We start from the raw sequence: 24,370 nt of genomic DNA on the forward strand, positions 1-24,370 counted from the left end.
AGGGGAATCATATATGCTCACCTATAGCAAACTGCCAGAACATATTAAAAAAACAGCTGAGGAATATGATCCCTCCAGCAATAGAATAGATTGCCTGCCATCAAAGTTTGACTATAACGGGCAAATATATTACGTCATAAGTTACTATCCCTCTCTACAAGATCTATTCATCAGGGAGGATGGATCTGTTCCTCCCTATGAAGAGGTCAAAAGAGCCACTCTTGTTGTTCATTTTTATAAAACTGCTGGCTCTACAATTGTCAGTACAGGGGCAGATTGGGCGATATCCCCTTCAGCAAAACTGTATAAAAAGTGGGAAAAAACTCTCTTATCCCTGAAGGGAAAACTTGAGGGTGCAGCATCTCCCGAGATTATGGAAAGTATAAGGCGCTGTTTGGATTCTGCTAAGAAATTGAGAGAAGACCAGGATATCATCTTTAAGAGCGTCGAAAAAGGTACAGACCTATTAGTAGAGGCAAATGATACTGAGTTAGTAACAGAAGATATCCAAAAACAAGTAAGGGCCTATGTTGTGGAAATGGTAAGGGCAGCCGTCCGCAAAAATGAAGAGCAGCTAGAGATTGAAAGAGACCGAAAGGATATTTTAGCCTATTTAAACACCATGATTTTTAGGAAACCTTCTCTCCTAATAGATTATTTCTGGATTAAGAGAAATGAACCACATATGTTGAATAGTAATTCTGAAACAGCCAGAGATATGCCAGAGTTGAAGGAAATGGTGAAGGAAGATATACCAGTTGATGAGTATGACAAGCCGGAAGAATTATATAAGCTCCTGCTCAATCCGAAGTGACCATAAAAGCCGTATGAAATAACGTCATACGGCTATATTTTTGAAATTTAGGAGGTTTTCTCATGAATCAGCATGTTGAAGCAATACCGTCAGAAAAGAAGAAAAGTAAGAGGCCAATCATATCCATATGGACTGCACCGAGGGAAACCATTCGGCATCAAATGAATCACTCGAAGTTTGGCTGGCTGTTTTTACTTGCGGCTTTGGCCGGGATTTCCTATTTTTTAGACTCAGCTTCTACTGGCAATCTCGCTGATAAGGCAAATGCTTCGGCAGGGGGGATTGTATTAATTGGCCTGTTTGCAGGACCTGTTCTTGGGTTGATATCCTGGGTATTCTTTAGTGCAGTTTACTTTGGCATCGGCAAACTCTTCGGTGGGGAGTCCACTTTTAAGGAAATGCTGTACGCGGTTGCCTGGTCAAATATCCCGATAATTGCTTCTTTGCTTTTGTGGATTCCGGATCTTGGGATCATGGGGGACGGGGCATTTTCACAGTATTTGTCTGATGTTAATGGATTCGGTGTGATCATTATTCTATTTACCTCTTTCCTGGAAATCGTTCTTACTGTCTGGTATGCCGTCATTTTAGTGAAGGGAGTAGCGGAAGCACATCAGTTTTCCGCCTGGAAGGGGCTTGGGGTTATTATTGTGCCAGGTCTTTTTGTACTATTGCTGGCTATCCTGCTTGTTTTTGTTACAGCCTAATTAAATTGCCTGAAAGGAGTCTAGTCATTGAATAAGCATACGATTAAATACCTTGCTGCATTCTTAGCTTTTGTTCTCTTTTTGACGGCTTATATTCCTGGTGTCTACGCAGGAAGCAAATTCAGCCCTGGCACCTTTTCTCCCGGCACATTCAGCCCTGGCACCTTTGATCCGGGGCAATTCGACCCTGGAACATTTAGTCCCGGAACTTTTGATCCGGGAGAATTCGACCCCGGTACGACCAGTCCAGGAACTGTTGAACCAGGTAATGCTGATTCTGGTGTATCATCACCCGGAAAAGGCTCTCCTGGCGAAACTGCTCCCGGGCAGTTTACTCCCGATGATTTTAACTTTGAGTCTAACTTTGATCATGATAAATTGGAGGGAGGAGACCCGGATGCATCTGGTAGTCAGCATGGCAGTTCAGAGCAGCTCTGGAAGCTCCCCGGTTATGAGGGCGGTAATGAGAGCAATGACTATCAAAATCCTTCATTAAAAGAGTTTTTAACTGACAGCAAACATATTAAGGATTATCTCAGCCGGGTTGGTAAAGGTTTAAAAGATACCGGAAAAGGATTATGGGATGATGCAGTCAATACGGCCGATTATCTATTTTCTGAAAAGTTTGCCAGCGATGTGAAGAGCGGCTTTAATGATGGATATGATTTTATAGCAAATGGCGGCTTAAAGAAAAAGCTGTCTGAGGGCTTGGATTATGTCTCTTCCGGAAAGATGTTGGCTGATGCAAAGGGTAAAGCATCAGAATGGGGAGACTCCGGTAAGCGGGTGGCTAAATACTTATTCTCAAAAGACAGTGTTAAGGACTTTGGAGACTATGTATTCAGCGGTGAAATCGCCATGGACTTCGCAGAGGACTTCGAGGCTTTCGCCACCGGAGTAGATCCTGAAACGAAAGAAAGACTCGGCGGCGGACAAAGATTCCTGTCATTAGCTGGCATAGCTGTCAAGCCTGTTAAGGTACTTGATAAAGCAGGAAAAATCGCGGATGCGGGGAATAAAGCCAATAAGAAGGCTAATCTTGCTGATAATGGCAAGAAGGATAGAGGGAAAGCGGCAGTTGCTTCCAAGGATGATAGTAAATCTTCTGATAAGGATCAGATTAAGCCTACAGTTGGAGATACTGTGGGGAATGGTAAGGGTATAGATAAAACTAGACCATCATGGAGACAGTCTGAAATTGATGTAGAGAATGATTTCCCTGAGTATAATGCTCAAAAGTCTTTTAAAGATGGTAAAGAAGTACCTTATGGAGAAAAAGGTAGTTCTAGACCAGATTTGTATCAGACTGGGCATAGCATTGAGGTGAAAAATTATAAGATTACTACTTCAAGCGGACGTAGTAGATTGGTTAATAACGTGTCAAAACAGGTAGAAAAAAGATTAAGTGATTTACCTAACGGTACAAAACAGTCTGTTATAATTGATATTAGAGGACAGAATGTATCAGATGAAATACTTGATAAATTGTATGAAAAGATTATGAATAAAACAAATGGTAAAGTAGATATAAGATTTAAAACAAATTGATTGAGGTGAGAAGAATGGCTGTGGGATTTAAGGTGAAGTATTATTGGTATCAAGTTGGGCATGGTGATTTCTTACACTCTTTTTTCTCTACAATAAGCTATCGATTAGAGCAAAATGGATGGGGGACCGAGTATCCATTCTTATTAAATGAACTCTATAACGGGAAACTTGAGCATAAGAATATTGATAGCGCAATAACTGAATTAGAAGCAATTAAAAAGAAGTTGCAGAATTATAGTCCATCACAAGTAATATGGGATATTGAAGACTTATCTAAAAGACCACCTTGGGGGGATAATATAAGTAAAGATATCAGTAACTTATCTAATTACTTTATAACAAGTGAGGGTGAGGACTTAATAGGTATGTTATTGAAAGCATTAGAGAAGGGACTAAAAACTAATTCAGATGTTTATATAGAAAATTTGTAAATAATAATATCCTTCTATTTTTGACCTTGAAACTATATCAAGGTCATTTTTGTTATTGTTTAGGTGATTCGGAGTGTCGAATAAACTGCTTGTTAATAATAGAATAGAGATAACACTTGTAATCCCTATGTGATGTTTTATCAAATTATAGAGTACGTACAGCTACTTTAAAATGTATGTCCTATTAAATTTATTCTATCTCATGAAATTATCAAAAAACCATCAGTTACCACCATTTTTATTCTCCAATACGATACCTTTGCTTTCTCTGTCCTTTTAATTTTTTTCGCAACTTTTACGTAAGTAAGGGAAGTAAAATTCCTCGTAATCCTGTGTTTTATGCTTACTATAATCAAAAGCAAAGTGAAGGGAAATCCAAGTCACAAGCCCTTCTCTGTATTATGAGGAGATTAGTCAGAATTGTCTATGGTATGATGAAAAATAAAACGGCTTATATTCTGCCAAGAATGCCTGAAACGAAGGCAAGTTAATCAGTTTGGGTGGTGGTTGAATAGACTGCCATCCTTTTATTAAGTACTTATTTAGATGTTCCTAAGGGTACTGGTAAAGAAACCTATCAACATCTAAAGGACTATAAAAATAATAAATATTTTACTCGAAGTGTAGAATATAATGCAGGTAAAGATGGCACAGGATTTACTTATAATGTATATCAAAGAGGAGATATTAATTGGGATATGGTTCGAACAAAAGGTGCTAAAAAAGGTCGTGGACTAACAAATGCTGAGGCATCTGCGAAATACGGACTTGCTCCTATTCTTGATGAAGCAGGTAGTGTTGCCACATTGCATCATTCACAACAAAAAGGCGTTGGACCACTATATGAAGCTTCAACAAGGTACCATAATATCGCTAATGCTAAAAGAGCTCCACTTCATCCCTATAAAGGAAAGTTAAACCCATTTTATCCAATGGATGAGACAACTAGAGGAGCGTTTCAAAAAGTAGATTCTATTAATTATTGGAAAATACGAGGAGAAGAAGCTTTAGGAGGAAGATAATATGAGCGTATTGCCTGAGGGACTAGATGAAGTTCTAAGAGAAGAACTATATAAACGTGAAGATAGCATTCTAGTACAGGATGCTTTAATAAGGCTAGGTGTAAACGCATCGGATACTTTCCAAGAATTTTATAACCAGTATGCAGGACCTTTTTGGGAAGAGCATGTACCCTTTGAATTACTAGATATAGCAGATGAAGAAAACAATATTGAATCATACACACTGATTTCTAGAAAAGAACATGGTTTTCCGAAGCAATATCTGGTTATAAGTGAAATGTCAGCAAATGCTGTATTAGTACTGGATACTGTAACAGATAAAGTTTATATAGTTAATTTTGAGGGTGGAGATGAACTGCTTATTAAAGGTGAGTTAAAGGAAAGTTGGTTATCGTTTTTTGATTTCTTGAAGGCATATTTTAATTGTGTTCAATGATTTGGTTATGTGCCTTTCAAAGTTATTAAGAGGTGTTGTATGGTAACCGAAAAAATGCTCGAAGCTGCAAGCAAATATAAAAGAGATAGGGAAGTTATGAATCCGTGGACCTATTATTATTCAATAAATGAGAAGAGATTCTGAGGTTTGAACTTCACTAAAGCTAGTGAAAATACGGGTTTTTTCATATTTTGTGAACAACCTGCGAGCTCTTCCGAAATTTTAGAAGCATACTGGAATTTATCAACTGCTTCCTCTCTAATCAATGTTGTAACTAAGGAAATGAGTGTCAGCTATAATAAATCACTGCAATATATCAAGAACCTGGAAAAGCTGATAGATTGGAAAAAGAAAAATCCTGCTGATACAAAGCCATTCAAATTTTATATTGATGAATATTTAAGAATGGTAAAGTTCTATGAACACGGTAAAGAAGAGACAAAGAGGTTACATAGTAATTTGCTGGATATTGAAAAATCTATGCTTGAAGGGGTCTTAACAGACAAAATACAGAAGCTGTTATATTAAACTCTGCAGAATACAATTTTTACAGGTACACCGAACTTCTTATGCAAAAATTTACTATACAGGGCATTAGCAGGATTGATACCTGGTTGAAAGAAAACAGAAAGATCATAGACTTTTTTTCCCAAACGAGAAAACTGCTCCGCTTTACAGACTATTATATAAACCCAAAATCTGTGAGATATATAGATGAGAGCTTAGAGGACTTCAGCTTTGGTGAGAACGCTTCAGGCGGTCTGGTTTATGATATGGACTGGAATGAAGGAAAAGCATTATTCACTGAACGTTATAGTAAGCAGCTGCAGGTCATTTTTGAAAAAGACTTCATTCCCATGCTGAGAACCCCGATTAAACTTGAAGTTCCTTATAAATATACCACTAAATGATGACAGCCATTTTTCATCCCGTAGGGTTAAGCATGATGGCGAACCTATATAGTCTTGGATCAAGTCGGAAAAGAGGGGGATTAAACATGGACCTCGCCCTGGAAGCAGCGAACAGGTATAAAAGACATTCAGAACATATGAAAAAATGGTCATATTATTATCCTGAAAAAGACAATAAAATCTGGTGCATAAACTACTCTAAGCATAATGAAAATACTGGTTTCTATGTTTATAGTGAAAATTCGGTGGATTATCTTACCCTTAAAAATGCTTTTTGGCATTTAGCTATGTCTTCTTCCTTAATTAATGGGGTCACAGTAGGTATGAACGAACATTATAATAAATCGTTAGTGTATTAACAGACTTAGAAAAACTGCTGAATCGCTGGATAGGAAAAAATGGAGAGATCGGAAAGAGATTTTCATCTTATTTAGATGAGTATTTTCAGATGGTAAGGCATTATGAAGATGGAAAATTCGAAACAAAACGACTGAATAGAAACTTGATTGATATTGAACAAGCAATAAAGCAAAGGGGAAATTTAACTGATCAGGATTCTGAAGCAATTCTTTTAAACTGTGCAGAATTTAATTTTTTGAAGTATACCGAGCTCCATAAACAAAAAGCTACACTTAGGGGAATTGGTGAAATAGATACTTGGCTGAAAGAGAATAAAAGAGGCTTTTTTTCAAACACTAAAAAGTTAATGCGTTATACTGACTATTTCATTGATAAGAAATCTGTAGGGTATTTAGACGAAAGTCTGGGTGAATTCAGATTTTACGAAAAAACTTTGGGACAAAAAATCTATGAAATGGACAGGGATGAGGGCTTGGTTATCTTTACCGAGAGGTATATTGAGAAACAGCGAACTATTTTTGAAAAGGAATTTATTCCTATGCTCAGAAACCCAGTTTGATTAAATATGATTTAAATGATGACAGTATTTTGATCCTGGCCGTACCTGCTGTAAGGTCGGTTTTATGGCGCTTTGGCAGCAGGTTCATTATAGTGATGGAGTGTTCTGTAAAAAGGGAGAAAGGGGGACCAGTTCATGGAACACGCCCTGGAAGCAGCAAATAGATATAAAAGACATTCAGAACATTTGAAAAAATGGTCATATTATTATCCTGATGAAGGCAATAAAATCTGGTGCATAAACTACTCTAAGCATAATGAAAATACAGGTTTCTTTGTTTATAGTGAAAAACCGGTGGATTACCTGACCCTTAAAAATGCTTTTTGGCATTTAGCTATGTCTTCTTCCTTAATTAACGGGATAACGAAGGATATGAATGAACACTATAATAAATCGTTAGTGTTTTTAACAGACTTGGAAAAACTGTTGCACCGCTTGAAGAGTAAAGATAAAGAATTTGAAAAAATTTTTTCCTCTCATCTAAATGAATATTCCCAGATGGTAAGGCATTATGAAGATGGAAAAGCCGAAACAAAACGACTAAATAGAAACTTGATTAGTATCGAAAAAGCGATAATGCAAAAGGGCGAATTAACTGATCAGGATACCGAGGCTATTCTCTTAAACTGTGCAGAATATAATTTATTAAAGTATACCGAACTTCATAAACAAAAAGCTACTCTCAGGGGGATTGGAGAAATAGATAAGTGGTTGAAAAAAAATAAAGGAAAAGGCAGCTTTTTTTCAAACACTAAAAAGTTAATAAGATACACAGACTATTTCATCAATTCAAGATCAGTTGGTATTTTAGAAGAAAGCCTAAAGGATTTTAATTTCTATGAAAATAAATCTGAAGCTCTGGTTTATGATATGGATTGGAATGATGGAAGGTCGTTATTTACCGAGCGGTATGTTGAGGAGCAGAGAATTATTTTTGAGGAAGAATTTATTCCAATGTTAAGAAACCCAATTTAAATCGAACTAGAGTATAAGCCATCTTTTTTAGGTGGCTATTTATTTTTTCAACAGGGTGCCAGTGATCTCACATCGAGGTACGTTGAAATAGGGAAGAAAAAGCGATATTCACGAAACTCAAATTGAGTGGCAACGTATTAACAGTTAGAAGTAATTATTTTACCTGCTGGAGGTGCCTAAATGATCAACGTTAAACCAGCAAAACAGCACATCCAAAACATCAAGAAGCACAAGAAGTTCCTCGAAAAGTGGGATATGTGGGATTTTGCTTATACTGACGGGAAAGAGCATTATTTTTTGACAGCTTATCATTCCATAACAGGTGCAATCACAGGTTATTTGATTTTAAACCGTCATGGGCAGGCAGTTCCGCTGGCTGAGGCGAAGGAGCCTGCTTTTATGCTGATCCGCTATAATACGCTGGTACACAACACGATTTCCGAACTGGTTCCCAGGGCCAATCCAAACATGAAGCCTTTTGAGGACTTGGCGGAGTTATTGAAGGAGAATAAATCCAGGCTAATCGGAATTGATAGTAAAACCGTTGTCAGTGCAGACAGAATCATTCAGCATTGCGAGACGAGCATCCAGGAATCGAAAGAGGTACGGGAAATTGTCTTAACAGTAGGAGGCTTCCAGAGGGAGGTAACCCGCGAAAAGGGGTATTTTGACGAGGTGTTCTATGAAAAAATGAATGACGAAATCCTTAAGTACAGCGAAATGATGTACAAGTACGGACTTCGGCAGAGAGAGCTCCAAGGAGACTATGAGCACCTATCCCGCCTCCTGGAAACAGGACAATTAAATGAAAGAAAGTTAAAAGGCCTGCTGAAGGATGTGCAGAGGTCTAACAAAGACGCTCTGGAAAAATCCATGGCTACCTTTGAAAGGGACTCTGAAGGAAACAGGATAGATATCGATCCACAAAATATTAAAGCTGCTTTACAAGAAATAAAACGGAGAGATGGGGAAAAGCATTTAGCAGAAATATCTTTGCCGCTCATCAGGAATCCCAGGTGATATAAATAAACTTTTTTGCAAAGGAGGAAATCTGTTGGCTAATCAAGCCCTGCAAGAAGCGGAAAAGTATAAGAGGAATCGAGAGGAAATGCACCTGTGGACGTACTGTTACCCTAAAGGGAACAATAAGTTTTGGGCTATAAACTATACAAAATATAAGGAAAACAGCGGTTTTTATGTCTATAGTGAGCTGCCTGCGGACTCTGCTGATATTTTAGAGGCATTTTGGCATTTGTCTACTGCTTCTTCTTTAGTTAATACAGTAACACGTGGTATGAGCACACATTATAATAAGTCACTGGAATATTTAAAGGATCTTGAAAAGCTGCTAATACAATGGTCAAACAGGAATTCTGCAGAGGCAGAACAGTTTGCACACTATATAAATGATTATCTGAAAATGGTAGAGTACTACGAACGTGGAAAAATAGAGACAAAGCGATTGCATGCGAATCTAATGGCGATTGAAAAGTCTGTGCTTCAAAAGGGCACTTTAAATAACCAAGATACAAAGATAGTGTTACAAAACTCTGCGGGATTCGCCTTTTTAAAATACACCGAGGGTCATAAACAAAAAGATACTCTAAAAGGAATAAAAGAAATTGATGCATGGCTACAAGAAAATAAAAAACTTACCGATTATGTTTCAAAGACCAGGAAATTATCCCGATATACAGATTATTTTATAAATCCTAAATCTGTAGGATATCTAGAAGAAAGCTTAAAGGATTTCAGTTTCTATGAAAATCCATCAGGCGAACGGGTTTACGATATGGAATGGAACGAAGGGAAAGCCTTATTTACGGAGCGCTATATTAAGGAGATACGTATTATTTTTGAAAAAGAGATTGTTCCTATGCTTAGAAATACAATATGAATTGTATAAAGTTAAGAGGTTGAAGGAGATCTTGCTATTATTAGTGGTTGTATTGTAAAGGAGGCTTTAGGTTGGGCAATCCAGCACTGGAAGCAGCGGAAAAGTATAAGAAGGATAGAGAGAATATGAACTTATGGACATACAGTTACTCTAAAGGTGACAATAATTTTTGGTGCTTGAATTATTATAGAAAGAAAAATGAAAATACTGGCTTTTATATCTATAGTTCTCTGCCAGCCGATTCAGTAGACTTCCTAGAAGCGTTTTGGAATCTATCTACTTCTTCTTCTTTGGTAAATAATGTTACTAAGGAGATGAGTGTTCACTATAACAAATCACTAAACTATTTAAAGGATCTTGAAATGCTGCTGATTCAATGGAAAAGGAAATATCCAGCTGATGCAGAGAAATTCAAAACTTATATAGATGAATATTTAGAAATGGTTAAATTTTATGAGCATGGTAAAGTGAAAATCAAACGATTAAATACAAATTTACTAGATATAGAAAAATCGACGCTTAATAAAGGAGTATTGTCTGAAAAGGATACAGAAACGATTATTTTAAATTCTGCAGAATACAATTTTCAAATCTTTACCGAACTTCATATGCAAAAAGATACTATACAAGGGATTAGTAAGATTGATGCCTGGCTCAAAGAAAATAGAAAGATAACAGACTTTTTCTCAAACACGAAAAAGCTAATCCGCTATACAGATTATTATATAAATCCCGAGTCTGTGAGAAATATAGATAGAAGTTTAGAGAACTTTAAATTTACTGAAAACTCAACGGGCGGTCTGATTTACGAAATGGAACAGAAAGAGGGCAAAGCCTTATTCACTGAACGTTATACAAAGAAACTGAAAAATAATTTTGAAAAGGAATTTATTCCAATGCTAAGAAATCCAATTTAGATGAACCAATTACAAGGAAGTATATTGCAGCCTTTGCTGGTATTCCACACACTGATTATAAATTATGTTTATGCTGTCACACCGGTTTTTAACAACAACTTCAGGGACTGATTCAAACAAGGGTGCCTGTAACTTCCAAAAGAACCCTTTCAACTCCGGCAAAAAGCCAAAAAGAAAAGTATCCGTAAGACGTTAAAAAAATATCAAAATTCAAATCAAATGGGAAGGTGAACAAAATGAAACTGCAGCCTAAAGTTTTATTATTATTATCATTGCTGCTAATCTTTCTGCCGGCATGCAGCCAACAAGAATCTCTTTCGGAAGAAAAGGTTAAAGAAGAACAGGATGCAGGGGAGTCTGAAAAGCAGGAAGCTGAAGAAGCAAATGGGAACGAAACTGAAGAAAAAGTAGCGGAAATTGTGGAAGCAGAGCCTCTTCCTGAAAGTTATGATGAGCTGGCAGGATTTCCTGTAGGAGAATACGCGGATTTTAACCCTTCAAACACTGAGCCGGAAAAGACCCTGGAAGAATTTAAAGTTCTTCCCGACATTTCTGCTGATCCTACCCAAGAAGAGCTGGACTATTTTTATAGAGAGCTATTAAGGAAAGTTCAAAAAGAATTTAAGGGGCCTGAAGATCTGATCAGGCAAATGCGTTTTCAATCGATCGGGGATCCTGATATTGAAGAGTCAAGATATCAGCTGAAAGAGAATTTAAATGTGGAAATTATTCTAGATGCTTCCGGAAGCATGGCTCAGCCTGCAGGAAACAAGGCCAAGATGGAAGCGGCAAAAGAGACAATTACAAAGTTTGTGGAACACCTTCCTGAAGAAGCGAAGGTTGGGTTAAGAGTATATGGCCATAAAGGCAGCAATGCTGATTCAGATAAAAACGTATCATGCAGCAGCAGTGAAGAAGTCTATAAGATGGCTCCAAAGGATCCGGGAAAATTGCAAGTTGCTCTTAAACAAATACAGCCGACTGGGTGGACTCCGACCGGGCTGGCTTTAAGAGAAGCAAAAAAGGACCTGGAAAAATATGACGGAGAAAATAACACAAATATTATTTACCTTGTGAGCGATGGTGTTTCTACATGTGATGATAATCCTGTTGAAGCAGCACAGGACTTATTTGGCTCAAATATCTCTCCAATTATTAATGTGATTGGCTTTGATGTAGATTTCGAAGGCCAAAATGAACTCATTCAAATAGCAGAAGCAACAGATGGAATCTACCAAAAGGTTAACGATGAAAATGAGCTCCAAAAAGAGTTTGAGAAAATCACAGATTTAACCGAAACATGGAAAGATTGGAAAACCCAAAACAAAACAAAGCTGGAACGCAAACAGCTTCAAAATAGTATTGATATCTTTAGCTATATTACAACAGAAGAACATAATGCTACTTTTGAAAAAGTGGATATCGGCATGATCTTATCCATCCTTCAGCAGAATGGAAAAATGGATAAGGATTCTTATCAGTATTTAGACCAGAAAAATGCTGAGTATCATAATTGGATTGCTGAGGAGATAGAAACCTTTAAAACCGAGCTGAAAAGCATGAACGAAAAAAGTTTTGGAGAAGCGATAAAGGTACTCGAGGAAAAATATAAGCAAAATGCCCAGTAGGCAGGGATTTTAGCATAAATGGCTATGATTTTATAGATGATGGCAACTTACAGAAAAAGCTATATTTTTAAAAATATTGAGCAACGCACTAATTGTTAGAAGTAATTCAAAGACAAATATAGGTTTACTGATTAATAATCATTTATCATCATGACACAAACCCCAGAGACCCGGAGGTGCCCCAATGATCAACGTCAAACCAACAAAACAGCACATCCAAACCATCAAGAAGCACAAGAAGTTCCTCGAAAAATGGGATATGTGGGATTTTGCCTATTTTGACGGGAACGAGTATTACTTTTTGACGGTGTACAATACTTTATTGGGCAAAATCACAGGGTATTTGCTTTTGGACGCATCAGGCCGGGAGCCAGAGGCTGAAAAGGTTGAGGAAGCTGCTTACTATTTAATTTCCTACAATACCATGGTGCATAACACTATTACAGGCATTGTTCCAAGGATGCATATGAATATGGAGCCTTATCAGCAAATGGTGAAGCTGCTGGGCAAGCATAAAGGAGAGCTGGTGCGGGAAGACCCCGAGTTGGAAGCTGCCATAGAGGAAATCCTTGTATTAACGAAGGTGATTATAGAAGAGTCTTCGCAAATCAGGGACATTGTGTATACAGTAGGAGGCTATCAAAGGGAGATTACGAGGGAAAGAGGCTTTTTTGACCTGGCTTTTCTGCGGAAAATGGAGGAAGAGTTTGAAAGGTACAGTATTATTATGTACACTTTCGGGCTGAGAGAGCGGACAATGGCCCCGGCATATAAACGTATTTATGAGTTGGTCTCCTCAGGCAAAGTGAAGGCTCCCAGGCTCAAAGGCCTCTTGAAAGCAGCAATGGAGACCAATGAGAAAGAATTAGAAAAGTCCATGTCCACCTTCGAAAGAGATCCTGATGGAAATCCACTCGAGATTGATAAGGAAAATATCCGGGAATCGCTCAGGCTGAATAGGAAGGTGCAGGGGAAGAAGGACTTCAAGGAAAAAATCGTGCCTATCATCAGGAATTATTTCAATAAGTGAATGTGCTGCTGCGCCTTTTCTCAACAAAACGAAACCCCTTCGCCCCTCATCCGTATACATACTATGCATCAAGAAATACTAACTCCTGAAAGGGGAAGCATATGGGAAGCATTTTTATATTTTCGATTATAATCGGTCTGGTGATAGCAGTTCTGCTTGTGCCGCTTCAAGGCGGCAGGAGCGGGAAAAAGGATAAAAAAGAGAAGAGCCGCTTCAGCCCCGTTGGCATGACAGTGGCGGCGGTCATTTCAATTATTGCCGCATTCGGTTTTTATTATTTAACCAACCTGGACCGGAATTTTTCATCCGTGTGGCTGGTTCTGATCCTGGCTTCAGGTGTCGGCGCCTTTTTGGCGGCAGGGAAGGAGCGTCTTGTTAAAAGCATTGTGTTCCTGGTATCCCTGCTGGCCGGAATTTACCTTTTGACCGCATTCGTTTTTAACGCAGATGAAAAGTATGAATCAGCGAAGATGGATGTAAAGACGGAAATCGAAGCTTTTGATGAAGAAAAGACACCGGCGAGCGTGCCGCCGAAATTTGCCCGCAATAAGATGAAAAAGGCATTTGGCCAGGTGCCGGATACGAGCTATTATGAGCTCGGCAGCCTGCAGATCCAGAAGGTGAACGGCGACTATGTCTATATTGCGCCAGTGGAGTTCTCCGGATTCTTCAAGTGGATGAAGGGTGACGAAACGCCGGGGTATTTTACCATCAGTGCGACGGATTCTAATGCCAATCCAAAGTTTGTGAAAGAAAAGATGACCTACACGCCTTCGTCTTATTTTAACAAGAACATAGAGCGGCACATCCGGAACAACTATCCAAAGAGGATATTCAACGGTGACGTGCAGCTGGAAGTGGATGATAACGGAAAGCCTTATTATGTCCGCACCTACGGAGAGTTTATCTCTGCCAGGAATGGCTTTGATGCAGAGGGAATCGTTGTGGTCGATCCGCAAAACGGTAAAATGAAGTCGTATAAGCTGGCAGATGCACCTGACTTCATCGATGGCGCGGTATCGCCTGAAACCGTCAGCCTGCAGAACAGCTATTACGGAAACTATGTCCAGGGCTTCTGGAACAGTGTCTTCGGAAAATCCGAAGTGAAGCTGCCTTCTGATGAAGGGACAGAGGCAAATGTAAGCCCGATTTTCGATGAAAATGGAGATATGTATTACTTCACAGATTTCACCTCGCCAAAAGAAGGGGTGGACAGCATGCTTGGCTACTCTTTGACAAATTCAAGGACGGGCGAAGCGACCTTCTACACAGGGAATCTGGAAGAGTCCTATATGGATTCGCAGGGGAACCTGCAGATCATCGATAAGAAATTCATTGAGAAAAAATGGAGCGGCGAAATGCCGATTCTGTATAACTTCTACGGAGAAGCCAGCTGGCTGACGCCGGTGCTGGATGCGAACGGATTCCTGCAGAATTACTTTATCGTGTCAGCGGCAAATCCGGAAATCTCCGCCTATGCCAATACGCCAAATCAGGCGCTTAAGCTTTATAAAACAGCCCTGCAGCGCGGCGGCGGAAGCGTCAACGGCAGCTCCAAGGCCGAAGAAAAACAGATCAGCGGAACAGTCGTACGCGTCTATAAAGAAAAAACCGGCGACTACACAACCGTCTACTTCCTGCTCGAAAGTGGAAAAAGCTATATCGTCTCATCAGAAAACAGCCCGATGAGCATCTATCTAGAGGAAAACGACAAAGTAAACGTCACCTACCTCGACACAGGCGAAAGCTCCCTGCCGGTAAGGGGGATGGAGATAGAGGGGCTGCAGTAGGAGTGTCAGGCACCGCAGATGAACAATATGCAATAAATGTTTTTTTGCGGTGTCAGGCACGGTCCGTAGATAGAGAATGCCTTACAATAATAAGAAACCCTCACAAAAACCTTGCTCCATTAAGGCTTTTGTGAGGGTTTCTTTGCTTATTCGTCCGGAAACAGATCCATATTGAATAAATTGTATTCTTCTTCCGCTGGGTCTTCTTTTGGTTCTTCAACAGGATCCTGCCTGCGGGCCTCGGCTGGCCTGTGCCCATGCCGGCGCCTGTTAAGATCCTTGAACTCCATTTCCAGATACTCTGCCTGATCGTGAGAAATCTTGATGGTCACTTCATTGCCGGACTCATCGGCAGCCTTCAGCAGGACATAGCTCTCAGCTGAGTCCCTCAGCGTGACATTGCTCAATGTCAGGTTCATATCATTCAATTCATAGCGTGCTCTCATCGCAAAGCCTCCATTGCCTTTCTCGCTTACCCCATAGATGACTCTATTCTACTGGTTATGAGGGGAATTATCAAAGCAGGGAGTCACAAAAGCGCCAAAAAATCTGTACCTGGCACCCTCCGTGGACAAATAGGGGTAAAGTGTCTTTTTATGGTACCAGGCACCCTTCATGGACAAAAGAGGGAGAATTGTCTTTTGAGGCTGCCTGACACCGGGAAGCACCCAACCTTCTACCCACCTCGTTCCTAGTGCAAAAATCTCATTTTTCGCTATTTACACAAAATTTACAATATATTATTGAAACCCTAATTCCGGGGTGATTTACTAGTAGATGGAATAGGATGTCTTCAGCCTTTTGGGCTATCAGTCCGGGACTTAAGCATCCTGCTAAAAAACTCATACTGGAGAGGATCAAAAAGATGGGAATACGACAGCGTCAATTGTTCAGCCTTGTACTCATTTTTGCACTAATCTTTAGCCTTGTTTCTCCATTTCAATCCTCCACTGCGAAAGCGGCCGATGTTATTTCGGTTGCGGAAGCCATTGCTAACAATACCGGCACGGCAACAGTGGAAGGGTATATTGTCGGGACGGCAATATCAGGGACAAACTATCACCAGGAAGCCCCATTCACTTCGGCCACCAACCTGGGCATCGCTGATTCCGCCTCTGAAACAGACCCGGCAAAAATCCTGCCGGTGCAGCTTCCATCAGGCAGCATCCGCACAGCGCTCAACCTAGTGGACCACCCCGAAAACCTGGGCAAAAGAGTCCAGATCACAGGCTCACTGGAAACTTATTTCTCAGTCCCAGGACTGAAAAGCCCAACCGCTTTTTCAATGATTGAAGAAGACTCCACAACCGTCAAACCTGTCACTGCCTCACCAGGAGCCGGCGCAGTTCCTGCAGGCACCGAAGTAACACTCTCTACAGCTACACAAAATGCAATGATCCACTATACCCTTGATGGCTCTGAGCCGGACGCAAGCAGTCCTGTTTACAGCAGCCCCATCACGATTAATGAACCAGCAACCATTAAAGCTTTTGCTTCAGCCGAAGGGTTGGACAATAGCGAAGTGTCACAATTCGACTATACGATTGCAGAGCAGCTGACGATCTCCGAAGTCAGAGCGCTTCCGCTTGAAACTACTGTTTTTGCAGAAGGAACAGTGACAGCTGTCCTTGGCTCTGCCACTTATATTCAGGATGAGACCGGCGGCATCGTGCTGTACGGGAATGGCCTGAATGTAGAGCCGGGCGATGTAGTCAAGGCTTCCGGCAAACTGACAGACTACAATTCTCTCCTTGAGATTGAAGTAGCAGCAAGCGATGTAAAGGTTTTGGATAAAGCAGAGATACCAGCTGCAAAGGAAGTAACTGCTGCTGACCTGAAAGAAGACAAAGAAGCCACTTTGCTGACTCTGAAAAATATTGAAATCCAGTCATTCAGCAACGGCAACTACACAGCTGTTGATGAAAATGGCGTGTCCTTCCAGATCCGCCCTGAGGAAGCCGGACTGCTTACTATCAATACTTCCTATGATTCTATTACAGGAGTCCTTGGCTCTTACAGGGATGTATACCAGCTGATTCCGCGCAACGCAGGGGACATCATTGCTGATTCTTCGACTGTCCAGCCAATCGTTTCCTCGCCGGCACCAGGACTGATCAAAGAAGGCGGCAAGGTCACACTCTCAACAGGCACTGAAGGAGCCGCCATCTACTATACAACTGACGGCACCGAGCCTACTGAAGACAGCACGCTGTATGAAACACCAATCGAGATTACAAAAGATACAACCATTAAAGCCATTGGTGTAAAAGAAGGCTTGAAAACTAGCAAGCCATCAGTCCTGAATTATATCATTCAAAAAGAAAATGTCCGCATCCATGATATCCAGGGAGCTGGCCACTATTCTCCATATCAAGGCCAGAATGTAAATGATATTGAAGGAATTGTAGTGAAAGTCTTGGATTCCAACAATTTTTACATGCAGGACCTCCAGCCTGATGAAGATGATAAAACGTCAGAAGGTATCCTTGTGTATAAAAAAGCCCACGGCGTTAAGCTTGGCGATGTTGTCAAAGCATCCGGCCAGGTGAAGGAATATGTGATGGAAGGCTACTCTGACAGATTGCAGAATGATCTGCCGGTAACGGAGATCGCAGCCACAACTGTCACTGCTGCAGGCAGCCAGGAGCTTCCGGAGCCGGTGAACATCGGGGCAGACCGCAAGATCCCGACAGAAATCATTGATAATGACGGATTGACAGTATTCGATCCTGAAGAAGACGGGATTGACTTTTTCGAAAGCCTGGAAGGCATGCTGATCCAGGTGGACAACCCTAAAGTTGTCGCGCCGCAGAAATACGGCGAGCTGACAGTAGTTCCTGAATCTGTCCCAACAAACACAGACGAAGGCGGCCTCCGCATTACAAAAGACGATTTTAATCCGGAAAGAATCACGCTTGATATTAATGACGAAAGCTTTGTTGCCAAAATGGGCGACCGCTTCAACGGCAGCATCACAGGTGTGGTGAGCTACGGCTTCAGCGGCTATAAGGTTGCTGTTGATAAAGCAAGCCTGCCGGAATTTGTAGAAGGTGATAACGAGCGGGAAAAAACAGACATAACACCTGTCGATGACAAGCTCACAATCGCTTCCTATAATGTAGAAAACTTTTCAACCAAGACAGATGATGAAAAAGTGACAAGACTGGCAGAAGCCATCGTCCAAAATCTGAAACAGCCGGATATCGTTGGCCTGACTGAGGTTCAGGACAATGACGGCCAGACAGACAGCGGCAACACAGACGCCAGCCAAAGCTACGAAACGCTGATTGCCAAAATCAAAGAGCTCGGCGGACCAGAGTATTCTTATACAGATATTGCTCCAGTCAATAACCAGGACGGCGGAGCACCAGGCGGAAACATCCGCGTCGGCTTCCTATATAAAGCAGACCGCGTCTCCCTGGTACCTGGCACGAAAGGAACAGCAACTGAATCTGTAGACTTCGAAAACGGCGAGCTTACATTAAACCCGGGCCGTATTCAACCGACTGATCCGGCATTTGACTCAAGCCGTAAGCCGCTTGCAGCCCAGTTCGAATTCAATGGAGAAAAGGTGATTGTCGTTGCGAACCACTTTAACTCCAAAGGCGGAGACCAGCCGCTGTTCGGCAAAAATCAGCCGCCAGTCCTTGGAAGTGAAGTACAGCGCATGAAGATTGCCGCCATTGTGAACGATTTTGTAAAAGACGTACTTGCAGATGACCCTGAAGCCAATATCGTCCTGCTTGGAGACTTCAACGATTTTGAATTCTCGAACCCGCTGCAGGCACTAAAAGGCCAGGAACTGACCAATATGATCGAAAAAGTCCCTGCCGAAGAACGCTATTCTTATTCTTACCAGGGCAATGCCCAGGTGCTGGACCATATCCTTGTATCCAATAACCTGGCAGACAGAACACAGGTCGACATCGTCCACATCAACTCTGCATTCATGGAAGAACACGGCCGTGCCAGTGACCATGATCCAGTGCTGATTCAGACATCACTTAAGCCGGCAGTAGTGGAAGAACCAGAACAGCCGGAAGAGCCTGAATATGATAAAATCTATAATCTGGTTGGCTACAAAGCGAAAAAGCTTACTGTCAACGAGAAAAATGCATTGGTGATAATGGATGCTTCTTCTGAAATCAAAGAAGGCATCACAATCAAGAAAAACGCCACTCTTAAAGGGGAAGGTTTGAAGAAGACTAAGGTTATCATCAAATCGGCTGCCCACGGCAGCATTGTTGACTTTACAGGAACCGAAGTCAAAGAAGTCCTCATCGACAGCGACAAAGTAGCAGAAATCAGAGGCGCCGAAAACGTAAAAAAATGGAGTGTCGGCAAGCATATAGACACTTCAGATATTCTTTTCACTGACTCTAAAGGGGAAGAAATTCCTTCTCCGCTTCCGAAGACTCCGGATGTGAAAGAGAAAATTTCTAATCTGGTAAACTACCTGCTTGAGCTTTTAAAACAGAGATGGGGCCACTTGTTCCCACAGCCTTAAGTAAGGCAAGTATAGCTGGAATCAGCTTCTATTTTGTAGAATCCCCCTGAGGTGATAGGGTGAAGAAAAAAACACTCAACATCATTAAACATACCTATGTGGCGGTGCTCTTTGCCAGCTTCCTCGTATACTATTACAGGGTACAGGAGGATGGTCAGATTGATATCGGAAAATACAAATATGACCTACTGCTGTTTGGTTTTCTTTTCCTGATAGGAGCGATATTGGCCGCCATTGATATAGCTTCTTTACGGGATAAAGGCAGCAATATCAGTAAAAAGGCTGTTTATGGAGGAGTGTCCTTAGCAATCTTCTTAGTTGTCTGGAGGCTCGCAGTTTATTTTATTTGAAAAGCCTGGTCTGGCTGTATCATTAGAAATGGGAGCTTCCTTGTGGAGCTTCCCTTTTTTAAGCCTCCAGATCCAACAGCTCATGATGGGAGGGAGAGGATCGTGAAAAAGAAGACTTTCACTTTTATATCTGTGTCATATACCATATTGGTCTTAGTTAGCTTTTGTATATATGCCTATTTTGTTCAGGAAGGCGGGTCTATCGACACGGAAGAGCATTTTTATGAATTATTGCTGTTTGGTGTCCTTGGTTTTGTTGGTCTATTCCTGGCATCAGTCGATGCTGCCGGTGTAAGGGAGAAAGGCAGGAAGCTGAATAATAAAGCACTCTGCACTGGGGCGGTCATCGCGGTACTCTTTCTCCTTTGGCGCATAGTATGAGCTTTTAGGGGGGAATTCAATGAACAAAAAAACACTTTCCCGTATTGCAACGATTTACACGGTAGTGGTACTCGGAGGCTTCATCATCTATGCCTGCACAATCCAGGAAAAAACTGGATGATTGATACCCAAAAGTACTTCAAACAGATTGTCACATTTGTTGTGTTAGCTTCAATCGGACTTATTCTTGCTGGCATAAGCGGGGCCTCTCTCAGGGATGAGGGGAAAAGGGTAAGTAAAAAAGCAGTATATGCCGGCATTTCAATTGCAGTTTTCTTTCTTTTGTGGCGGCTTTCAATGGGGCTGCTATAAGCTGAATAAGGTAAAGTAAGAGTTTTCCCGTGGAGAACTCTTTTTTATGTTTAATCGGCAGGTAAGAGGGAATATAAGTTTGATTTTAAAAAAATAGAAAAATTATCCAAAACAAAACAATAAATCATAAGGGAGCTGATATTATCAAGAAAAAACCCTTGCCAAATTCAATCTTTTCTTCTTTCTCGCCGTTATCATTTCTTTTGGCATATATGCCTATACAGTATCTGAAAACTGGCTGATTGATTTTAGGAGCAAAAATATAATCTGCTGTTTTTTTGCTTGCTTTTCATCTGCTGCCTTGGTGTTGCTGTAATAGATGGGACAGCTGGGAGGTATCAGGGGGAAAGAGTAAACGGAAAAGCTTTTTTGGCAAGAATCAGAATCGTTGCGGTGTTTAATGCTGCTAATGGAAGCAGGGGTGATATTGAGAAAATGCTTTAGGGTGAAATAGCATTCCTGGGGGACCTGGCTTGAGGCAGCAAATACAGCTTTATGCGGCGGTATGATAGGTCAAAATCACCAAAACATACTCATAAAACAGGACAAAAAGCCCAGGAACGAAACTGGATGAAAAACGTAAAATTATGGAAGGCAATAATCATATACATTTACTAAATGCATCATCATAGGAGTTGGATTGAATGAAAAGGACAGCGGAGTTTGTGTTAGGGCTGGTGGGCGGCATCATCGGCATTTTGTTTTCATTTTTAGGTTTTTTTGTTGCTTTTGTGGCAGCTGCCTCAGACGATCAGCAGGCGGCAGGCATTATTTTTATTGTCACGCTATTATTTTTCATGATCCAGGCAGGGGCATTGATTGTCGGCTGTCTGGTAAACAGGATGAATCACAAGCTATTTGGGGGGCTGATGATCGCATTTGGCGTATTGAGCTTTCCGATTTCAATTTTTCTGATGTTCGTGCCAAGTGTTTTATATATCATCTCGGGTGCCTTAGGCTTCAGGGTTCCGCAGGAAAGGCAGGAACATTCTATAACACTTGAAAAAGAAATTTGATCAGGGAGGGTAAAGAATGCTGAAAAAATACATGCTGCTGATGCTGGCCGTCTTGTTTGTACTGGCCGGCTGCTCTGGGGAAAAGAAAGTGGACAAGGCGGAACCAGCCCGGTCCGATGCCGGTTCGGCTGATCAAAAAGAGGCCGGGAAGGACAATGAAGAAGAAGGCAGTGAAGTCACAGATGAAATCAGCACGGTTGTGATTCCTTCTACGGTGGAAGAGTTCCGGAATGCAGAGCCGGGCCTTTTAACAAAGGACTTCAGCTATGAAAAGGAAACCGCGCTTTGGCCTGATTTCAATACGCTTTCAGGGATCAGGGAGGACTTTGAGGGTCACATGCAAAAGGTCACAAAGGAAACGAATGATCCGGATATGATGTTCAAGGCACTGCTTTATTATCTTGGCAACAGTGCCTATCAGCAGTCCATCGGCAGAATCATGGACTATGAGCCGCAATTTGATGAACCGCTCCTGCCTGAGCCGGAGCAGGCAGCACAGTCTGAAACCGGTGAAGAACAGGAAGACGGAAAGGCTCTTCTTCTCCTTGATGCCAGCTCCAGCATGCTGCTTGACGTAGACGGCAAGCAGAAAATGGAAATTGCCAAGAGTGCAGTCAGAAGCTTTGCCAAGACCATTGGCGAAGAAAATGATGTTTCCCTTTATGTGTATGGGCATGCAGGCACACAGGAGGACAAGGACAAGCAGATTTCATGTACGACGATTGATGAGGTTTATCCGCTTCAGTCATATAACGAAGAGTCTTTCTTCAAGGCTGTTGAAGGGGTAGAGGCGAAAGGCTGGACTCCGCTGGCCAGCGCCATAAAGGCTGCAAGGGAGGCGAGCATGGACTATGAGGGTGATATTACCCTTTATATAGTCAGCGATGGAGCGGAAACCTGTGACGGAAATCCGGTGGAGGAAGCCAGGCTGTTTGCTGAAACCAATGAAAGCCGGAAGGTGAACATCATCGGCTTTAATGTGGATAAGGAAGCAGAGGATCAGCTCAAGAAGGTGGCTGAGGCAGGCAAGGGCGAATATATCGGCGCCGACAATGCCGATCAGCTGAACAGCAGCATCTCCAATGAGTGGGTGCCTGGGCTGATAGACATAATTGGCGTTAAGTGGTCTACTCCCAAAAATACATTTGCTGTCTCATTCCAGAAGATGGACATTGATCAGATGGGCATGGGGCTTGGATATGCCATCAGGAATGAGGCCGGGCGCATCCGGGACGCCATTGCGAACCTGAAGGAAAATGAACTGATCGATGCCGCCATGGAAGAGGAGCTGCTTAAAAAGACAGAAGAGCATGAAAAGGTATTGGAAGGGCTTCAGGAAGAAATTATCAATAGCAAGCATCAGGAAATTGATGATGAAGTGGAAAGGATCGACCAAAAGATCAATGACTGGGCTGAGCGGATGGAAAAGCTAAGGGAAAATCGTTAATCAAACGTTTGATTAATTGTACGTGAAAGCATGCCCAGCCTATTGCGGGCATGCTTTCATTAGTTTCTGATATTGCACAATATTAAGCATGTAATCACCTTGGGCGGGAAGATAAATTGAAAAATAGAATTCTCTAATTCCTCACTAATCCTAAACGTTTCCGGCACTGCCGGAAATCTTTCCATTTTACATATTTTTGAAAATTACCTACAATAGATATGCTGGCCTTTCGTTAATATTTTCCCAGGTCCGTATTTTTTACAGGTTTTTAATAGAATCTGTCGAATATAAGTTATTAGTATCATAATTCAAGAGAAATTCATGTTAAGTACGCGCCTTTTGGCCTGCTTAATAGTCATAATACAGGAGGGATATAGATGCGCGATCAAATGAATCCCGCGGCTGAAAGGATTTTGCATAATATCGAGAAGGTTATGATCGGAAAGCGCAATGTCGCTGAGCTCAGCCTTGTGGCACTGCTGGCAGGCGGGCACGTTCTGCTTGAGGATGTCCCTGGTGTTGGAAAAACAATGATGGTAAGAGCGCTGGCCAAATCGGTGGGCGCCAACTTCCGCCGGATCCAGTTTACTCCCGATCTGCTTCCATCAGATGTGACAGGCGTTTCTATATATAATCCAAAAGAGATGGAATTTCAGTTTCGTCCGGGGCCGATCATGGGGCATATCATCCTTGCTGATGAAATCAACCGGACTTCACCTAAGACTCAGTCTGCCCTGCTTGAGGGGATGGAAGAGAGCAGTGTGACCATTGACGGGGTGACACACAGGCTGGAGAAGCCGTTCTTTGTCATGGCAACCCAGAACCCGATTGAATATGAAGGGACATACCCTCTGCCGGAAGCTCAGCTGGACCGTTTCCTGCTGAAAATGAAAATGGGCTATCCGGAAGTCGCCGAAGAAATGGAAGTGCTGAACCGTGCGCAGAAGGTGCCGCCGATCGATGAGCTGGAACCAGTCATTGACCTTGAAGAATTGAGGGAGCTTCAGCAGCAGATCAAAGAAGTGCATGTGAATGAAACCATCAAGAGATATATAGTTGATATCTCCAACAGGACAAGGACCCATAGCAGTGTATATCTTGGAGCGAGCCCGCGCGGATCGATTGCGCTAATGAAGTCGGCCCAGGCTTTCGCTTTCATGTATGGCAGGGATTATGTCCTACCGGATGATATCCAATACCTGGCCCCCGCTGTGCTGGCACACCGAATCATCCTGAAGAGCGAGGCCAAATTTGAAGGCATATCTGCCGAGGAAGTTGTGGACCGCGTGATTGCAAGAGTGCCGGTCCCTGTCCAAAGGGCTGTGAAGTAAT

The 24,370-nt window shown here is 41.7% G+C and carries 25 protein-coding genes and 1 pseudogene; 25 read left to right on the forward strand and 1 reads right to left on the reverse strand.

What is annotated here, in order from left to right:
• Positions 1–13 precede the first annotated feature (13 nt).
• The 18 genes and pseudogenes from CYJ37_RS25740 to CYJ37_RS25825 all read left to right on the forward strand — a co-directional run bounded on the left by CYJ37_RS25740 (position 14) and on the right by CYJ37_RS25825 (position 15,025).
• Positions 14–814, forward strand: coding sequence for a hypothetical protein (locus CYJ37_RS25740; RefSeq protein ID WP_101552893.1), 801 nt, complete (start codon positions 14–16; stop codon positions 812–814).
• A 62-nt stretch (positions 815–876) separates the two neighbouring features.
• Positions 877–1,521 (forward strand): Yip1 family protein, encoded by a 645-nt coding sequence (locus CYJ37_RS25745; protein WP_101552895.1) that lies wholly within the window; start codon positions 877–879, stop codon positions 1,519–1,521.
• A 27-nt stretch (positions 1,522–1,548) separates the two neighbouring features.
• Positions 1,549–3,069: a pre-toxin TG domain-containing protein gene (locus tag CYJ37_RS26960; protein WP_142385324.1), complete on the forward strand. Its 1,521-nt coding sequence runs from the start codon at positions 1,549–1,551 to the stop codon at positions 3,067–3,069.
• A 14-nt stretch (positions 3,070–3,083) separates the two neighbouring features.
• The gene (locus CYJ37_RS25755; RefSeq protein ID WP_101552897.1) at positions 3,084–3,500 is read left to right on the forward strand and encodes an immunity 70 family protein; all 417 of its coding nucleotides are present in this window, start codon (positions 3,084–3,086) and stop codon (positions 3,498–3,500) included.
• A gap of 320 nt (positions 3,501–3,820) precedes the next feature.
• Positions 3,821–3,991, forward strand: a pseudogene (locus CYJ37_RS25760) (IS110 family transposase); the annotation flags it as partial.
• 207 nt (positions 3,992–4,198) lie between these two features.
• Positions 4,199–4,522, forward strand: coding sequence for an HNH/ENDO VII family nuclease (locus CYJ37_RS25765; protein ID WP_035322012.1), 324 nt, complete (start codon positions 4,199–4,201; stop codon positions 4,520–4,522).
• 1 nt (position 4,523) lies between these two features.
• Positions 4,524–4,958 (forward strand): SMI1/KNR4 family protein, encoded by a 435-nt coding sequence (locus CYJ37_RS25770; RefSeq protein WP_101552899.1) that lies wholly within the window; start codon positions 4,524–4,526, stop codon positions 4,956–4,958.
• Between the two features lie 147 nt (positions 4,959–5,105).
• Positions 5,106–5,486, forward strand: a complete 381-nt coding sequence (locus CYJ37_RS25775; RefSeq protein ID WP_101552901.1) for a hypothetical protein — start codon at positions 5,106–5,108, stop codon at positions 5,484–5,486.
• An 86-nt stretch (positions 5,487–5,572) separates the two neighbouring features.
• Positions 5,573–5,869: a hypothetical protein gene (locus CYJ37_RS25780; protein WP_101552904.1), complete on the forward strand. Its 297-nt coding sequence runs from the start codon at positions 5,573–5,575 to the stop codon at positions 5,867–5,869.
• A gap of 86 nt (positions 5,870–5,955) precedes the next feature.
• Positions 5,956–6,228 carry a hypothetical protein gene (locus CYJ37_RS25785; RefSeq protein WP_101552906.1) on the forward strand — a complete coding sequence of 91 codons (273 nt, stop codon included), beginning with the start codon at positions 5,956–5,958 and terminating at the stop codon, positions 6,226–6,228.
• 89 nt (positions 6,229–6,317) lie between these two features.
• On the forward strand, positions 6,318–6,788 hold the full coding sequence (locus CYJ37_RS25790; protein ID WP_101552908.1) for a hypothetical protein: 471 nt from the start codon (positions 6,318–6,320) through the stop codon (positions 6,786–6,788).
• A 135-nt stretch (positions 6,789–6,923) separates the two neighbouring features.
• On the forward strand, positions 6,924–7,763 hold the full coding sequence (locus tag CYJ37_RS25795; RefSeq protein WP_101552910.1) for a hypothetical protein: 840 nt from the start codon (positions 6,924–6,926) through the stop codon (positions 7,761–7,763).
• Positions 7,764–7,943: 180 nt separating this feature from the next.
• Positions 7,944–8,783 (forward strand): hypothetical protein, encoded by an 840-nt coding sequence (locus CYJ37_RS25800; RefSeq protein WP_101552912.1) that lies wholly within the window; start codon positions 7,944–7,946, stop codon positions 8,781–8,783.
• Positions 8,784–8,817: 34 nt separating this feature from the next.
• The gene (locus tag CYJ37_RS25805) at positions 8,818–9,660 is read left to right on the forward strand and encodes a hypothetical protein (protein ID WP_101552914.1); all 843 of its coding nucleotides are present in this window, start codon (positions 8,818–8,820) and stop codon (positions 9,658–9,660) included.
• A gap of 71 nt (positions 9,661–9,731) precedes the next feature.
• Positions 9,732–10,577, forward strand: a complete 846-nt coding sequence (locus CYJ37_RS25810) for a hypothetical protein (RefSeq protein ID WP_101552916.1) — start codon at positions 9,732–9,734, stop codon at positions 10,575–10,577.
• A 236-nt stretch (positions 10,578–10,813) separates the two neighbouring features.
• On the forward strand, positions 10,814–12,205 hold the full coding sequence (locus CYJ37_RS25815) for a vWA domain-containing protein (RefSeq protein ID WP_101552918.1): 1,392 nt from the start codon (positions 10,814–10,816) through the stop codon (positions 12,203–12,205).
• Between the two features lie 184 nt (positions 12,206–12,389).
• The gene (locus CYJ37_RS25820; RefSeq protein ID WP_101552920.1) at positions 12,390–13,235 is read left to right on the forward strand and encodes a hypothetical protein; all 846 of its coding nucleotides are present in this window, start codon (positions 12,390–12,392) and stop codon (positions 13,233–13,235) included.
• Between the two features lie 101 nt (positions 13,236–13,336).
• Positions 13,337–15,025, forward strand: a complete 1,689-nt coding sequence (locus CYJ37_RS25825) for a sulfite exporter TauE/SafE family protein (RefSeq protein ID WP_101552923.1) — start codon at positions 13,337–13,339, stop codon at positions 15,023–15,025.
• 146 nt (positions 15,026–15,171) lie between these two features.
• On the opposite strand, the gene CYJ37_RS25830 is transcribed toward CYJ37_RS25825, so the two are convergent.
• Positions 15,172–15,471, reverse strand: a complete 300-nt coding sequence (locus tag CYJ37_RS25830) for a hypothetical protein (protein ID WP_009795838.1) — start codon at positions 15,469–15,471, stop codon at positions 15,172–15,174.
• A gap of 419 nt (positions 15,472–15,890) precedes the next feature.
• On the opposite strand from CYJ37_RS25830, the gene CYJ37_RS25835 reads away from it, so the two are divergent.
• From CYJ37_RS25835 to CYJ37_RS25865, 7 genes are all read left to right on the forward strand, one after another.
• On the forward strand, positions 15,891–19,532 hold the full coding sequence (locus CYJ37_RS25835; RefSeq protein WP_101552941.1) for a chitobiase/beta-hexosaminidase C-terminal domain-containing protein: 3,642 nt from the start codon (positions 15,891–15,893) through the stop codon (positions 19,530–19,532).
• A gap of 59 nt (positions 19,533–19,591) precedes the next feature.
• Positions 19,592–19,882, forward strand: coding sequence for a hypothetical protein (locus CYJ37_RS25840; protein ID WP_101552925.1), 291 nt, complete (start codon positions 19,592–19,594; stop codon positions 19,880–19,882).
• A 102-nt stretch (positions 19,883–19,984) separates the two neighbouring features.
• Complete coding sequence (locus CYJ37_RS25845; RefSeq protein ID WP_142385327.1) at positions 19,985–20,263, forward strand: hypothetical protein; 279 nt, start codon at positions 19,985–19,987, stop codon at positions 20,261–20,263.
• 117 nt (positions 20,264–20,380) lie between these two features.
• Complete coding sequence (locus tag CYJ37_RS25850; protein WP_101552929.1) at positions 20,381–20,575, forward strand: hypothetical protein; 195 nt, start codon at positions 20,381–20,383, stop codon at positions 20,573–20,575.
• 644 nt (positions 20,576–21,219) lie between these two features.
• Positions 21,220–21,591 (forward strand): DUF4064 domain-containing protein, encoded by a 372-nt coding sequence (locus tag CYJ37_RS25855; protein WP_101552931.1) that lies wholly within the window; start codon positions 21,220–21,222, stop codon positions 21,589–21,591.
• A 16-nt stretch (positions 21,592–21,607) separates the two neighbouring features.
• Positions 21,608–23,038, forward strand: a complete 1,431-nt coding sequence (locus tag CYJ37_RS25860) for a vWA domain-containing protein (protein WP_101552933.1) — start codon at positions 21,608–21,610, stop codon at positions 23,036–23,038.
• Positions 23,039–23,415: 377 nt separating this feature from the next.
• On the forward strand, positions 23,416–24,369 hold the full coding sequence (locus CYJ37_RS25865) for an AAA family ATPase (RefSeq protein ID WP_035403445.1): 954 nt from the start codon (positions 23,416–23,418) through the stop codon (positions 24,367–24,369).
• The last annotated feature ends 1 nt before the right edge of the window (position 24,370 follow it).

The organism is Bacillus sp. UMB0728 (assembly GCF_002858875.1).
GTDB lineage: Bacteria > Bacillota > Bacilli > Bacillales > Cytobacillaceae > Bacillus_AB > Bacillus_AB infantis.